Raw genomic sequence first — 14684 nt, forward strand, 5'->3', positions numbered from 1 at the left:
CTGCACCAGCGGAGTGGGACTGGGGCAGTCGTGGACGTTTCCCCCCCCCCTGTAAGAAACCGCGAAAAAGGTGCGGGGGCGGGAACGTCACTCGAGGTTCCCTTCGGGCGTCACGATCCCATACGACTCAAGCAGACTCTCCCGTTCGGCATTCAGGTCCAGGTCGATGTAGGTACGAAACGACCGGACCATCTGAATCTTCCCTTTTGGAACCACGGGCTTCACTGGCGTTTTTTTCAGATCATCCGCCTGCTTTAAGGCTCTCTCCGTCCAGGTATCCATGTTCACATCCGCTTTGACAATTTCCCCCGTCGCCTTTTCGTATTGGTCCACCTCCGCCGCATAGGCCTGGTGCAGGGTCCGAGCCGTATTGGCGAGCTGTTCTGCTGCGGCGACAGACCGCATACACTCAGCCTGGTAGATACCGCGCTGATTGAGCAACTGAGTGAGTCCGAATTCCAGACGCCTTTCATCCACCCGGCGCCCTGCTAAGCGGGTCGTCTCCCGCAGCATCGCCACTTGCTGATCGAGAAGTGCAATCGAGCTCACTAAAACCTGGGCCCGTCGATCGACAAGAGTGTACTCCTTCTCAAGCCGGTCCATTGATTTTTGAAACTCAGCCGTTTTCTCAGCGAAGGTCTCTTTCGCTTCCGCTGCAGACTTCTTCAGCCCCTCTCGTTTTACCTTCGCTCCGTCCAGTGACCTCTGCAGGCGAGCCTGTTTGCGTTCCAGTTGTGCGGCCCGCTGCTGCTTCACCTTTTCCCGTGCCTGCTCGATTTCGCTTTCCAGTTCTGCATGCTTCATGTGGATCTCGGTTTTTCCGGCGAGATATCCCTCCATGCGTTCTTCAGGCAGAATTTCTGCCAGCTTCGCTTCCGCCTGTAACCAGTCCTCTCGACGCTCTTTTGTTTCACACGTAAGACCCAGTGTGGCCATGATCGTGCCGATCCAGCGAACATCGGCGTCTACCGAATGAGACGAGGACTCGTCCCCGCTCGTAATCCGCTTGGCAAACTCCATCAGGCGGGAATATCCGGCGTCATCATTCTTTGAGACGAAGCAGGTCCAGATCTCGGCTTTCCAGGCGGCGTGATACATCACCCCTTCTGATCGCGTGACCGCCTGAAATTTTTCCAGTGCCTCTTTCTTCTTCAACTGCTTCCAGAGGACCAACCCTTGCGCATAATCGATACGGGGATCGTCCGGTGCGTCAGCCTTGAGGCGCAGATAAAGTCGCTCCGCATTGGCCAACTGTTGAGGCCCCCTTTCGAAGCCCACCGCCAGTAGTTCCGCCACTCTTTTACCCAGTGCGGGGTCGACCGGCGTATCGTCCTCGGCCCGGCAGAGTCGGGTCGACGAATGGAACGTACAGGCGATCAGGATCATCGCGGTTAGAAGAGCCTCTCTCACTCGGTCGCTCCTGCGCTGATGGAGTAGAGCTGAATTGGAGGGCCGTCCAGAGCCTTCGTATAGGTTTCGCGAAATTCCTCGAAGCGGGTATCCACTTTCTGTTGCGTGGACATCGTTGCGGCACCAAACCGGATCGCCCGCCGCATTGACTCGGCATCGACCAGTCCAAGAGCACCCAGGGATTGCTTGATCGACTTCACCTGAGGATCATCTTCGATTCTCGCCTCCGCCTGAGGACGTGGCTGAGCCGCATCGCCCACCTCGGTCTGGCTCCAGATCGTCCGCCAATCCCCCTCAGCCACCTGGACAACAAACCGCGAATCGACCCGGACACGTAAGCCGACCGGATCAATCTCCAATCGTGTCACGCGAAATCCGCGTCGCTTGAGTGCCTGTGCCTGACGAATGGCATTCGCCAGCCACCGCGACTGGTCGTGATATTTTTTCGGTGCCGAAAAATCATTCCCGAGATCCTTCAACAGCGAGTTCCACTGCTGCTCGAGCAGTTGCGGGATCACCTGGACGAGATCCGCGGCTTTCCCCGCTTTCGTGCGAGTGATCACATCCCCCGTCCCCTGGAAGTTGAGTTCCTCAACCAGCCCATGTTCCAGGAGCGCACATCGTGCCGCCCATTCCGCATCACTTTGTACTCGTCCCGGCAATTGCTTGATGAACTCGTGGGCCGGCGCCTCGAAGGGAATTCCGAGGTCGGTCAACTCTTTCTGCAGTGACGCAACTTCACGAGTTTCGACGTGAGCGATCCGGGCGTTCCAGGCGTGAGTCGCAATCAGGCGACGATCCCCTTGAGCTCGCACCATTCTGGCAATTGATGCGGGGCGAATGTCATACCAGAGGAAATCAGGGTCTTCGTCCGGCGGGTCCGCCAATAGGCGGTCCAGTCGCTCCAGTTCCTGCTTGAAGAAGAAACTCATTCCCGCCGGTACATCACCTGCGTCTAAACAGTGTCTGATCCGGTCACGGGTTTGTATCCACGCACGCTCGCGGGACTCCACGTTCGTTTTGACGACGGCAGCAGCGCCCTGCGGGTGGGCTGCCGACAGCCAGTCTCGCGAAACCACGAGTGTCAAATACGCCTTCGGGTCGCTGCTGGCAACGAGCCCGCGCAGCGTCCGCCCGGACTTCAGCACGATGACATCGACGGCGGAATTGCGAGGACCACTCGACTTCGGGTCCGCAAGCACAAGCGATGGAACAAGGCCAATCGCCACAATGAACTTGCAACAGTTTTGACGACGTGCGACCGGGGACACAGCGGCACCTTCCGTCTCAAGTGGGTTCAACCGCGGTTGATAAACGCCACATAATAGAATATCAGCCCCGTCAAAGATGTCAGCAGCAAATCTACTGCGGACGTCCAACCCAGGAGGGCATGCAGCCGGCTATGCTTCCCGGGGGCAGGGGGATGCGGAAATCTCAGCAGGGCGCAAATGATCGTCGTGGCCCATAGAAATGGGGTCGTCACGGCAAAAATCAGATGGATCCGCAGTGCCTGCCGAATCGTATCAGCCTGCTCGGCCGAAAGTGGGGGCCCCTTGCTGACGACCTTCTTCCAACCTCCCTGGACCCAGTGCAGGTCGAACTCGAAGGCAAACACGGCCACCAGAAGTGTGACTGCCAATGCCAGCTGAAGGTTCCGATGACGCTGAAAGCGTCGCTTCCACTTGACCGAATAGAGGCTGAAGATCAGAACGGGAACCAGCAGGACCAGGGCAACGACGATCGCATCCAGCATGAAAGAGGCATGATTTCCCAGGAATCCATCTTTCATGGAAGAACGCCTTCCTAATTTCAGAAGTGGTGCGGTCCGAGCGATCCTGTGAGTTTCAGACCTCGTCAGGGAAAGGGGAGTGATCCCAATCAGATTCCTCGATCCCCTCAGTCGACTGCTGACATCGATTCCTGAAGAATCTCGGCGATGTGCATGACGCGAAGGGGGGACTTCTGGCGATGAATCAATCCCGACATGTGCATCAGACACGACATGTCCCCGGCGGTCAGTACGTCGGCGCCGGCCTGTTCGTGGTCGTGAATGCGGTCAAGCCCCATCATGCACGAGACCGCTTCCTCTGCCACAGCGAACGTCCCACCGAATCCGCAACACTCGTCGGGGCGTTTCAAGCTGACAAGTTCAATTCCTTCGAGGTCCTTCAGCAGCTGCCCCGCCTTGTTAAAGCGAGGAACGATCATTTCGCTGGAAGAGCCCAGACGAAGTTCCCGCAATCCGTGACAACTATTGTGCAATCCCACTCGATGAGGGAACCGTCCCTTGATGGACTTCACCTTCAGGACATCCGTCAGGAATTCACACAACTCAAACGTTTTCGGCCGGACACGGGCATACCCCGGGTCGTCATGCAGCAACTCACCATAGTGCTGTCGGACCATCGCCGTGCAACTTCCCGATGGACAGACCACGTATTCGTAATCTGAAAAGATCGAGACAAACTTCTGAGCCAGAGGCAGTGCGTCGTTCACGCATCCCGTATTGGCCATCGGTTGTCCACAGCACGTCTGGGCAGACGGAAAATCAACGTCACATCCGAACCGCTCTAGAACCTGGAGCGTTGCCATCGCAACCTTGGGGTAGAGCTGATCGACGTAGCAAGGAATGAACAGTGCGACTTGTGGCATGGGGTGCTTTGTAATACCGCGAACGTTCCGGGACAAAGAGCGTCCCGGAATTATAATGGCTCAGGCAGATGAGAGCGACTGACTCGGACTCGGCGGCGTTACGACGCGGCTTGAAGCACGCGATCAACCCCCTGATCCTTCAGCAGGGTCGCCACCTGATTGCCTAATGCCTCCCCCTCAGCAAGCTCAGAAGTCGCCGATGCCATCCACCGCTGACTTCCATCAACCGGCAACACGACCGCCTCCAGCCGGATCCTCTGATCTGAGACCGTCGTATACGCCCCCAGCGGGGCATGACAACCGGCCCGCAGACTCGACATCAGGCTCCGTTCGGCGGTCACCGCCGCCATCGTAACCGGATCCGTGATTTGCTGCAGCAATTCCCGCAGCTCATGGTCGTTCGTCCGGCATTCGACTCCTACCGCCCCCTGCCCCACAGCAGGGTACATGAACGGGGGAGCAATCTCGGAATGGATCCGTCCCGCCCAACCGAGTCGCGTCAATCCGGCTGAAGCGAGGATGATGGCGTCGTAGTCTCCGGCGTCCAGCTTCTTCAAACGCGTATCCACGTTCCCCCGAATCTCGAACAACTGCAGATCAGGACGCAGGTAGCGAAGCTGCGCTTTACGACGTGGGCTGCCGGTCCCCACTCGCGCATTGCGAGGAAGATCCTTCAGCGACAGCCTGGCAGTCTGATTTGCTGGAAGAATCAGGGCATCATGCGTGAGTCCACGAGTCGGAACGGCCCCCAGTGTGAGCTCAGGAGGCCCATCCGTAGGGAGATCCTTCAGGCTGTGGACGGCTATGTCCACCTGTTCCTTCAGAACAACCGTCTGAACTTCGCGCGTGAAGACGCCGAAGCTTCCCAGGACTTGCAATGCCTCTGTCTGGTCCCGATCGCCGGCAGTGCTGACATGCACCAGTTCGACCTTGACCTGCGGTGCAACCTTCTGAATCAGTCCCGCGATGTAGTTCGATTGCCAGAGGGCCAGTTGACTGGCGCGCGTCGCAATTCGCAGTTGGGGGCGAGTAAAAGACAAGGCTCGGATTTTCAGTTAGCAGGAAGGGAAAAGAAATCGCTGCGATTCGTCATCGGTCACAGCTTAGTGGCGGGGCGACGAGTTGGCGACTGCAGGAAGACCGCCGGACCGCGACAGCCTCTCTTCATCAGGTGAGGCCAATGACAAGAAGCTCGACAGGAAATGTCAGACGCTTCTCATTGCCCGACAAGCCTCCAAAGTTCTCGTCAAAAATTGTCTGAGGCAAGCATGAGGTTCTCCTCTTCCTCATCACTGTCCAGCGGTATCACGTCATTGAGTGGTATGACATCGTCAACGCGTTTTTTTCGAAGGGACACTTGCTTGTTGAGACTGGTTTCTTCGACCTCGAAAACTTCCTTGCCCTCAGCAAGGGCAATGGGAATATCAAGGCTCGGAGGCGCGGTCTGGTCACCCTGTCCTTGCTGCGGGATCGCTTCGCTGGAGGCTTCTTCGAATGTTTGTGATTCAGGCGTTCTTGGTACCGGCGGTTTCGCTCGATTCACGATCGACTTGGCGTCGGCCTGCATCCGAAAATGAACGTCGCCGATCATCAGATCATCGCCGAACGAAAGCGTCGCCTCTTTCTTGATTCGGGTTCCATTCAGATAAACGCCGTTTGTGCTGCCAAGGTCCCGAACCACGTATTTCTTGTTGACCTGAGCCACGCAGCAGTGCTTACGAGAAATCTTGCGACTGAGAGTCAAAGCGACATCACAATCCGACTGGCGGCCTATCAGGACAATGGCCTTCTCCAGCGGAATCAGGCAATGGCCGGGATCGACGGGAACCAGGAAAGCTGGCATTTGTTACTCCGCACGCCCCTGAAATCATAAAACTGGCAGGTATCGCCTTCGCTCGAAGAATCGAACCCCGATCACCTATTCAAATATGCTCTTATTTAGGCACCACATAGCCATTTACAAGGCCGTGTATCGAACGGAACGGCCAATTTTCCAATAATAGGGATGTTTTTATCCGTTGAAAACCCGTTTTCCGATTTCTTCAGACGGAATTGTGGATCACCGCGGCTCAATCCATTTCACCTGCCGCATCGGGAAACGGCCAATGAACTCTACCACTCAAATCGTCACGCGGGTACTCCCTGACATCGACGGAATCTGCCGATTCCGCCCCTCCACAGGCCATCCAATAAGAAAAACGCTCAAATTCGGCAAAATCCGCGGCCAGATTCGGCATGGGGCTTTTCGGGGGGTGTTGCGTTCGCTGGCAATTCTGAAAACCGCACGAAGAAAGACAAGACTACTGCGTCTGCCGGAGCCTACAGTAGTCTGCCTGTCACGATTCTCATTATCAGGAAACTTGTGATCAGCGCTCACGTCATTCGAGCGGGGAATTCGCGGCTTCCTGAAAGTCCAATGGTCCAAAATTATAGATCTTGCCGAATCCCGCCACGAATCGAGCGGATTTCGCATCGATACGATAAAGCTCGAAATCTCCGAGCGAGAACGTCATCGCCGAATCAGGGAACCGCTGCAGATACAGGTCTGCCAGTCGATCGTACTCTTCGGAATCCCTCGGAACGATGACGGCCTTGCCCTGGATCGACACCCGAGCCAGTGCCTGCGGGTCTTTTGATCCATTGTCGGGCTCGGAAATCATCAGTCCCACCAGCGGATTTTCCAGAATATCCTGCGTGTGAAGTGCGAGACGACTGATGTGGATCACATAGGACGAAAAGTCGTCGCTCACCACAATCGGTACCATCGAGACTAACGGGGCCCCGTCCCGCAATGTTCCAATCGCAGCCACACGCTGCGATCGAATCAGTTGAGCAAATTCCATCTGAGGCGATGTGTCGGTCATCACTTGCAAGTCTTTGTCCTATGGCACAGCACGTTTGCCGCCAGTAGCACTCTGGCGGACTCAAACCACATTATACCATAGAACGCGACAACCGGAATTCAATCGCTCCCGGATCAGCCGGCTCACATGCGTCCCCCCAATTTGATCACAGACTGCCACGAACGACTGTGCCACTGAGCACGCATCTCACCGGGAGTCTGCACTTTACCCCAGCAGTTCATGCCGGACGCGTCCATTTCCGGCGATCGAATGAGGGCGATTCTGCTGATCGGGAATCGTCGTCGATTCATCGTAACCGAGCTGATGATAGATCGTGGCCTGCATATCCTTGGGCGAAATCGGCGTGTCAACCACATCCCCGCCCACGGAATTTGTCTGGCCGACCACTTTCCCCCTGGCCATCCCTCCCCCCGCAAACACGGACGAGTAGGCTCGTGACCAATGATGACGAGCACCCCCTGCCGGAGCAGAATCAATTTGAGGAGTTCGACCATGTTCACTGGTGCAGATCACCATGGTTTCATCCAGCAATCCATGATCCTCCAGATCAGAAATCATGGCTGAGTACGCCTGGTCGAAGACGGGCAGCAGGTAGTTCTTCAGTCGCGGGAAATGGTTCGAGTGCGTGTCCCAGACGGATGCCCCATGCGGTCCAAACGGATCCCAGAAGACCGAGACGAACCGGGCTCCCGCTTCTACCAGACGACGGGCCGCAAGACACGACTGGCCGAACAGGTTCATCCCATAGCGGGCTCGCAGGTTGGGCGACTCGTGCGCCACGTCGAGTGCATCACGAATTCGATTCGATCCAATCAGCGACATGGCCCGCTGCTGATGAGCGTCGTAATTCCCCATCGCGGCTGCCCGGTCAATCAGCGGACGAGACGCATCGAACTGCTGAAGCAGGTGGACGCGCGCGTCGAATCGGCGTGTCGAGAGTTCGCTCGGTAACTCGCAACCTTGCGACAATTGGAATCGGGCGTCGGCCGAAATTCCCGCGTGCGGGTCACGAACGTCTTCAACCTGCTCTGCAGCCAGCTTGGGCACAACCACAGTTCCTTCGCCCGTGAAGTCGGACCAGAACGGGTCGTAGCGATCTCCCAGAAAGGAAGCATAGGGCCCTGCCTGCTGCGGGGAGCTCCCTTTTGAACAGAATCTCCAGGGAAGACCAATGTTCCGAGGCAGCGTCGAGGATTGCTCCCCAAACCGTCGACTGTCCAGATAGTCGATGACCGAACCCATGAACGGCCAGTGCTCCGGTGCACGCGGGGCCGTCTCCAGCGGAATGCTGTATGTCGGCATCCCCGTCATGACATAAGCACAGCAGTGGATCGGGTACTCGTGCGTCATCGATCGAACAACGGTCAGTCGATCCGCGATCTGCGCCGTTTGCGGTAAGCCCTCGCAGAACTGCAACCCCGGCACCGCCGTGTCGATCGCTTTCATTTCACCCTGAATTTCAGCAGCGGCCAGCGGCTTGGGATCAAACGTTTCGTGCTGCGGCGGCGAACCGAACAGGAACACGAAGATACACGACTTGGCAGGATTCCTGGCGTCAGAAACTCCGCCCGCAGAGGCCCTGAGCGGAAGTGGTGAATTCAGTCCGAGTCCAAGTGCTCCAATCCCCCCGATGTGCAGGAGATCGCGTCGAGTCATTCCATTGCAGAGTCGCTTTTCTGATCCAAGAAGATTCAACACGATAGGCGTCCTCAAACATGGCGGTCCTGTGGCACGTCGAATGTACTCTACACTTCTTTTTGTCGTACAACGAGTCTAGTCCGCAAGAGCCAACTTGCGGAGAGTTCTTCCCCTTCGGAAAGTTCGGCCGTTTGCTGACGGCTCATCGCGATCGCGAACGATTAATCAAGCCTGCGACTGCCGTGTTACTCGTCGCCAGAAGCCCAGGTCAGCAACGGTCCGGACTGGCCGCGTGAACGTGTCCGGTTCCATCCGCCTCAACGATTTCGCTACCCGCCAATTGAACAAACCCCTCCATCGCAGTAGAACAACTCACTTTGCTCCCCGCGAAATCGTTACAACCGGAAGAAGCTGGCCGTCGTGTGATCCCACAAGGTCAGGTGACGCTCATCTGCTTCAATGGCGTAGGGGAGCAGAATTGCTTCGAGCCTTACTCATTGTTTTTTGTCGACCATTCCAGGACAGAGTTTGACGACCCAGAGGAGTTTTGAATCGTGACGTATTTTCGTTTCGGCCTCGCCTGCCTTGTATCATTGAGTCTGACGCTGTCGGCTCTCGCCGCCGACAAACCTCATCCCGTCCGCATGGGCTGCGGACTGATGACGTTTGAAACCGTCCCCGGTTGGGGCCTCGGTCCGGATGGAAAGTCTGCCATCGGTCCGACACATGGTGGCGTCGTCGTCGACAAAGCTGGAAACATCTATACCAGCGCGGATATGGGTCTGTTCGTCTTCTCGCCCGAGGGGAAAGTCATTCGCCGGTTCATCGGCGATGAATACAGTCGCATGCACGATATCGAAATTCGTGACGAAGCCGATGGCGAGTACATCTACGCAGCTCGCAATGCCAACGCCGAAGGGATCAAGTTCAACGCCGAAACCGGCGCAATCGTGCTGAAGCTGCCGTTCCCTCAGGAGTCAGGCCTGAAGCTCGAAAAATTCAGCCCGACCGCGATCACCGTCGCTCCCAATGGTGATATTTTCCTGTCAGACGGCTACGCAAGTAATCACATTTTCAAGTTCGACAAAACGGGCAAGTACCTGAAGCACTTCGGTGTGAAAGGAAACGAACTCAAGGAGTTCAACACGGCCCACGGAATGACACTCGATACCCGCTATTCACCACCCCGCCTGCTGATCTGCGATCGAAATCACCAGCCCAAAGGCCGCCTCGTCCACTACGACCTCGAAGGAGAATTCCTCGGCGAAGTCGTGACCGGGCTGGGGATGCCCACGTCAGCCGCCGTGCAGGGTGATTACGTCTCCGTTCCTGATCTGCACGGACGAGTCGTGATCCTCGACAAAAACAACACCATCATGGCGGTGCTGGGTCATAATCCTGATCCCACCAAAGGGGGCAACTACAACATCCCGCAATCGGAATGGATCGAAGGGATCTTCAGCGGTACTCACGGATCCTACTGGGACAAAGATGGCAACCTCTACGTCCAGGATTGGAACGTCTCGGGACGAATCATGAAGCTCGTCCGGGTCAAGCCATAGTGATTGACACTCGCGACGGGTGAATCGTCACAATCGAAGGCCCGTCATCAGTAAGCAACAAGGGGAGACGCCAACCACGTCTCCCCTTTTTTGCGTTCAGAATTGATTCAGCTCCGCCTCCATCCAAGAGACCCCGTCGGTCGATCGAGCATCGCCCTCTTCAACTCCGACAGGATCACCAGCAAACGCGGTAGAACCTCCGGCCAGCACCATTCAAAGTCGTTTCGACAGCGCAGTCGTCACACACACGAATGCGACAGCCAGACCCGACTCAACCAGATCCCACAGTCGACGTTGACCGCTCCGTTACCACACGGGCCAGGTGACTCGCCAACAAAAATTTCCTGCACGGAGCGACCGGCAGAGCGTGCCTCCTCGCCGCACGAACAGTCGCACTTTGCCGCAACGGCGAAACGATTAGTGCCCCATCGCTGAACTGCGTCGATTTGCCAGAGCAGCAGGATCGGCCACACGGTGCTTGATCCAATTCGGCATGGAGGATCCGATCCACATCCCCAGGAACGACGCCATCAGACCGTAAAGGTGCGACGGAACGTTGCGCCAGATCTGCGCGCTCTCTTCGGAGTAGATGTATTCCGTCCCCAGCCAGACCGGAACGCCCAGCAGAATCGAGAAAATCGCCCCCTGTGTCGTGGCCCGTTTCCAGTAGATGCCACAGACCAGCGGCACGAAGGCGACCACCAGCGTCACCTGATACCCCCCTTCAACCATGTCATACATGGTCTTGTTGGAATTGACGGCAATCAAGGTCGAAACAACCGAGACGATGATCAGGATGATGCGCAGCAGCCACAACAGCGACTTGTCACTGAAATCCTTCGTGATCGGGTTCAGCACGTTTTCCGTCAGCAAACTCGCAGGCGCGAGCAATGTTCCGCTGGCGGTCGACAGAATGGCCGAGAGGACCGCGCCGAAGAACAGCACCTGACACCAGATCGGCATCTCTTTCAAGATCAGAGTCGGCAGCAGTTTCTGGACCTCGCGTTCGCCCGCCGCCTCGAACTGAGTGAGAAAACTGGCATCGACCATGGTCGCGGCGAATGCGATGAACATCGGTACGAACGCAAACAGGAAGTAGAAAACACCTCCCATCATCGTTCCAATCATGGCCGTCCGTTCATTCCTGGCACTCGTCACACGCTGAAACACGTCCTGTTGAGGAATCGATCCCAGCGACATCGTGATGAACTCACCCAGAAAAACCATCCACGCTGCCGTTCTGGCTTGCGGGAACAGGTTCAGTTTTCCCTGACTCGAAGCCTCAGCAAAGACGTGGTCAATTCCCCCCGCCTTATAGCCAAGAATATATGCCACAAACAGCAGCCCGATCACGATCGCTGCGGTCTGAACCACGTCTGTCAGTGCAACGGACCACATTCCACCAAACATCGTATACACGGTCACAATGACCGCACCAATCAGAATCGCCTGGTTCAAAGTGATCGCCGGGAAAAGAACATTGATGACCAGTCCCAATGCGGAAAGTTGAGCGGTCGTCCAGCCGAGGTAGGAACTGGCAATCCCCAGCGACGTGATAATCTCAACAAATTTTCCGTACCGCAGGTGGTAGTAGTCGCCGATCGTCATCAATTCCATGCGATAGAACGTGCGGGCAAAGAAGAACGCGACCAGAATCAGACAGAGCGAAGCTCCGAAGGGGTCGCCCGAGACCGTGGTCAACCCCCCGTGAGCAAACTTGGATGAGACGGAAAGAACAGTCTCGGCCCCAAACCAGGTCGCGAAAACGCAGGCAAAGTTCATGTACAGCGGCAACGATCGTCCTGCCACCATGAAGTCTTTGGAACTCTGCACACGAGTCGATGCGTAAATTCCAATCGCAACCGTGATCATCATGTACACAACTACGCAACCAATCAGCATCGTCGTCTCCGCTCGCTTTCCAGGTTCTCCACCCTCAATTTTCGTCGGGTATGCTATCAATCTTGTGAGAAAAGCGACATTTCCAGCCCTGTCAAAGTCAGCGATTCAGGCCTCCCTTCCGACGTGACTTTAACTGACAGGACCTGGACGTCAGTAAGTCAGGAAATCCCCCTGCTTTACTTCAGTTGACGCGACGGTTATCACCTAGCCGTCAGGAAGCCGCTGTCGGTCCCGGAAGCCATCCTCTGCGACACATTTGCTCCCTTTCGCATCCCGCAATTTTTCATCGACGACGAATTCAAAGGAGGCCTCAGGGTCTATGAAATATCGACGATTCGGACGAACCGACGGGCAAGTCAGCGAAATCGGATACGGAATGTGGGGCATGGCCGGCTGGACCGGTTCCGACCTGAACGAAGTGAACCGCGCCCTGCACCGCTCCGTGGAACTGGGCTGCAATTTTTTCGATACCGCCTGGGGCTACGGCGCCGGGAAAAGCGAAGCCATCCTGGGTGATCTGGTCCGTGCTTTTCCTGACAGGAAGCTCTACACAGCCACAAAAATCCCTCCGAAAAACTTTCAGTGGCCCAGCCGCCGCGAATACTCACTCGACGATTGCTTTCCTCCCGAGCACATCGAAGAGTACGTCAGCTCAAGTCTGAAAAATTCCGGACTCGCTTCGTTTGATCTCATGCAGTTTCACACGTGGGAAGATAGTTGGCTGCGCGATGATCGCTGGTATCACAAGATGGCCGATCTCAAGGCACAGGGGCTTTTCCAGGCCATCGGCATCAGCCTCAATCGCTGGGAACCCTGGAACGGGATCGAGGCGGTGAAAAGTGGACTGATCGACGCTGTCCAGGTCATCTACAACATCTTCGATCAGAACCCGGAAGACGAATTGTTCCCAGCCTGCCAGAAGCACGACGTGGCAGTCATCGCCCGCGTCCCGTTCGACGAAGGGACGCTCACCGGAACCTTGACCAAGTCGTCTACCTGGCCCAAGGAAGACTGGCGCAGTACCTATTTCGTCCCCGAAAATCTCAATGCGAGTGTGGAACGCGCTGACGCCCTTCGCCCGCTGATTCCCGCCGACATGACGATGGCAGAAATGGCACTTCGATTCTCGTTCTCCCATCCAGCCGTCTCAACTGTGATCCCCGGAATGAGATCCCTCCGGAACGTCGAAGCGAATCTGGCGACCAGCGATACCGGACCGTTGCCGGAATCACTCCGAGATCAGTTAAAAGAACACCGCTGGGTCCGACAGCCCACCACTTGGTCGCAATAATTGCTTCCTGGCCAGACGAGCTGTCGCGAGCAGTAAGTTGAGCCCCAGTTCATCGGATCCCGGCGAAGCCCTCTGCATCCGCGCAGGTAGCTCAACCATATCGAACCCCGCCATCTGGTCGGATTGTGCACAAGAAATCCGACCAGATGGCGCGAACCTCGCCAATCGACGGGGCCTCTTCCTTGCCGACACCCGCGTCAACGGATACAAATTGACCGCGTCCCGCTGGATATAATACAAAGATCCAGCCGGACGAATCTCAGAAGGGCGATTAACTCAGCGGCTAGAGTGCCATCTTCACACGGTGGAAGTCACTGGTTCGAATCCAGTATCGCCCATTCTCTTTTCATTCTTCGTTATCGCACGTGCAGCGTGAATCGCTGCTTTCGCGATGTCCGGAAATCATTGTTTCCGGCTCTCTCAATGGCACCCGGTTGAACTGCGATGATCGACGTGCGTCCAGGTCGTGACGATCTTGCGGATTCGTACCCCAGTCGGAATCTGAGTCCTGCGAAATGCGCCTATTGCCACTGTTTTCAAGGCGTCGACACTGGTAGTTTGGGAGAAATAGGACACATAGTACAACCGTTCTGTGGAAGTTCCGGGTTCGATTCGTCTTGCTGAAACGAGAAGGATACGGTCGAGATGAAGCATCTGATTTGCGTGCTGGGGTTTGCGGTCGCACTCTTCAGTGGCTCCCTGCAGGCGGGATTTCTGCAACTCAAGTATGAAGGTGTTCTGGCGGAAGGAAGCGTCGACCCGTTCAACAACGATCTGGCGGGATCCGCATTTGAAGTCACCGCCGTCTTCGACGACTGGGCTTATGCCTGGAACGTCGGCGGCGGGGTCTATCTGCCTTACCGCATTACTGCCACGATCAATGGAGTCACTTATACAGAGCTGGATCCATTCTACTTCGACGTCGTCTTCACCGATCCGACTGCCGAGGTAACAGAAGAACCCGTCTACATTGCCATGCTCTATGGTGATTATGCCTTTGCGCCCATGTACACCACGGCAACACCTGACATTTTTGGGGATGCTGTCACTCCCACCCAATTTTCGGGCTACGTGGGAAGTATCGAAACCACCCTGGAACTGCTCACGATCGACGGCTTCATGACTCTGATCTACGACGATCTGGTCGGAGTCACCACGACGGTGACCCCGGTTCCTGAACCGTCAACAGCAGCCCTCATGGGACTGGGCGGACTCGGGTGTTACCTCGCAGCACGACGACGGCGCGCTTCCAACGCTGCTTGAAAAAGCCAGTGCGCTCTCGGCTGATTCGTCAGGAAAACCGCCTCACGCTGCCTTGGGGTTTCGCTCTCAATCGCGCGGGCCAGCGCCGACCCCTTCGGCAAG

General features: G+C 56.4%; 12 protein-coding genes, 1 tRNA gene and 1 pseudogene. 4 read left to right on the top strand and 10 right to left on the bottom strand.

What is annotated here, in order from left to right:
• Positions 1–87: 87 nt before the first annotated feature.
• From ACGY09_RS06090 to ACGY09_RS06125, 8 genes are all read right to left on the bottom strand, one after another.
• Positions 88–1410, bottom strand: coding sequence for a hypothetical protein (locus tag ACGY09_RS06090; protein WP_397570874.1), 1323 nt, complete (start codon positions 1408–1410; stop codon positions 88–90).
• On the bottom strand, positions 1407–2681 hold the full coding sequence (locus ACGY09_RS06095; protein WP_397570875.1) for a hypothetical protein: 1275 nt from the start codon (positions 2679–2681) through the stop codon (positions 1407–1409). The genes ACGY09_RS06090 and ACGY09_RS06095 overlap by 4 nt, the downstream gene beginning before the upstream one ends.
• Positions 2682–2707: 26 nt before the next feature.
• Positions 2708–3199 (bottom strand): DUF420 domain-containing protein, encoded by a 492-nt coding sequence (locus ACGY09_RS06100; protein WP_397570876.1) that lies wholly within the window; start codon positions 3197–3199, stop codon positions 2708–2710.
• A gap of 107 nt (positions 3200–3306) precedes the next feature.
• Entirely contained in the window at positions 3307–4062 is a 756-nt protein-coding gene (locus ACGY09_RS06105; RefSeq protein WP_397570877.1) for a (Fe-S)-binding protein, read from the bottom strand.
• 98 nt (positions 4063–4160) lie between these two features.
• Positions 4161–5102 carry a hydroxymethylbilane synthase gene (hemC, locus tag ACGY09_RS06110; protein ID WP_397570878.1) on the bottom strand — a complete coding sequence of 314 codons (942 nt, stop codon included), beginning with the start codon at positions 5100–5102 and terminating at the stop codon, positions 4161–4163.
• Positions 5103–5308: 206 nt separating this feature from the next.
• Positions 5309–5905 carry an FHA domain-containing protein gene (locus tag ACGY09_RS06115; RefSeq protein WP_397570879.1) on the bottom strand — a complete coding sequence of 199 codons (597 nt, stop codon included), beginning with the start codon at positions 5903–5905 and terminating at the stop codon, positions 5309–5311.
• 535 nt (positions 5906–6440) lie between these two features.
• The gene (locus tag ACGY09_RS06120; RefSeq protein WP_373651149.1) at positions 6441–6926 is read right to left on the bottom strand and encodes a HugZ family protein; all 486 of its coding nucleotides are present in this window, start codon (positions 6924–6926) and stop codon (positions 6441–6443) included.
• Between the two features lie 204 nt (positions 6927–7130).
• Positions 7131–8624: a DUF1501 domain-containing protein gene (locus tag ACGY09_RS06125; protein ID WP_397570880.1), complete on the bottom strand. Its 1494-nt coding sequence runs from the start codon at positions 8622–8624 to the stop codon at positions 7131–7133.
• 494 nt (positions 8625–9118) lie between these two features.
• Between ACGY09_RS06125 and ACGY09_RS06130 the strand changes: the two genes are divergently transcribed.
• A complete protein-coding gene (locus ACGY09_RS06130; protein WP_373651147.1) occupies positions 9119–10126 on the top strand; it encodes a 6-bladed beta-propeller in 1008 nt (335 codons plus the stop codon).
• Positions 10127–10543: 417 nt separating this feature from the next.
• Here ACGY09_RS06130 and ACGY09_RS06135 read toward each other — a convergent pair whose 3' ends face one another.
• Together ACGY09_RS06135 and ACGY09_RS06140 are read right to left on the bottom strand one after the other, a co-directional pair.
• Positions 10544–12028: a sodium:solute symporter family protein gene (locus ACGY09_RS06135; RefSeq protein WP_397570881.1), complete on the bottom strand. Its 1485-nt coding sequence runs from the start codon at positions 12026–12028 to the stop codon at positions 10544–10546.
• Positions 12022–12081, bottom strand: a pseudogene (locus ACGY09_RS06140) (hypothetical protein); the annotation flags it as partial. The gene ACGY09_RS06135 and the pseudogene ACGY09_RS06140, both read right to left, overlap by 7 nt.
• A gap of 266 nt (positions 12082–12347) precedes the next feature.
• Here ACGY09_RS06140 and ACGY09_RS06145 point away from each other — a divergent pair.
• The 3 genes from ACGY09_RS06145 to ACGY09_RS06155 all read left to right on the top strand — a co-directional run bounded on the left by ACGY09_RS06145 (position 12348) and on the right by ACGY09_RS06155 (position 14582).
• Positions 12348–13319, top strand: a complete 972-nt coding sequence (locus tag ACGY09_RS06145) for an aldo/keto reductase (protein WP_397570882.1) — start codon at positions 12348–12350, stop codon at positions 13317–13319.
• 265 nt (positions 13320–13584) lie between these two features.
• Positions 13585–13657: transfer RNA gene (locus ACGY09_RS06150), tRNA-Val, on the top strand.
• Positions 13658–13964: 307 nt separating this feature from the next.
• Positions 13965–14582 (top strand): PEP-CTERM sorting domain-containing protein, encoded by a 618-nt coding sequence (locus ACGY09_RS06155; RefSeq protein ID WP_397570883.1) that lies wholly within the window; start codon positions 13965–13967, stop codon positions 14580–14582.
• The last annotated feature ends 102 nt before the right edge of the window (positions 14583–14684 follow it).

The organism is Schlesneria sphaerica (genome assembly GCF_044336245.1).
GTDB classification, from domain to species: Bacteria; Planctomycetota; Planctomycetia; order Planctomycetales; family Planctomycetaceae; genus Schlesneria; species Schlesneria sphaerica.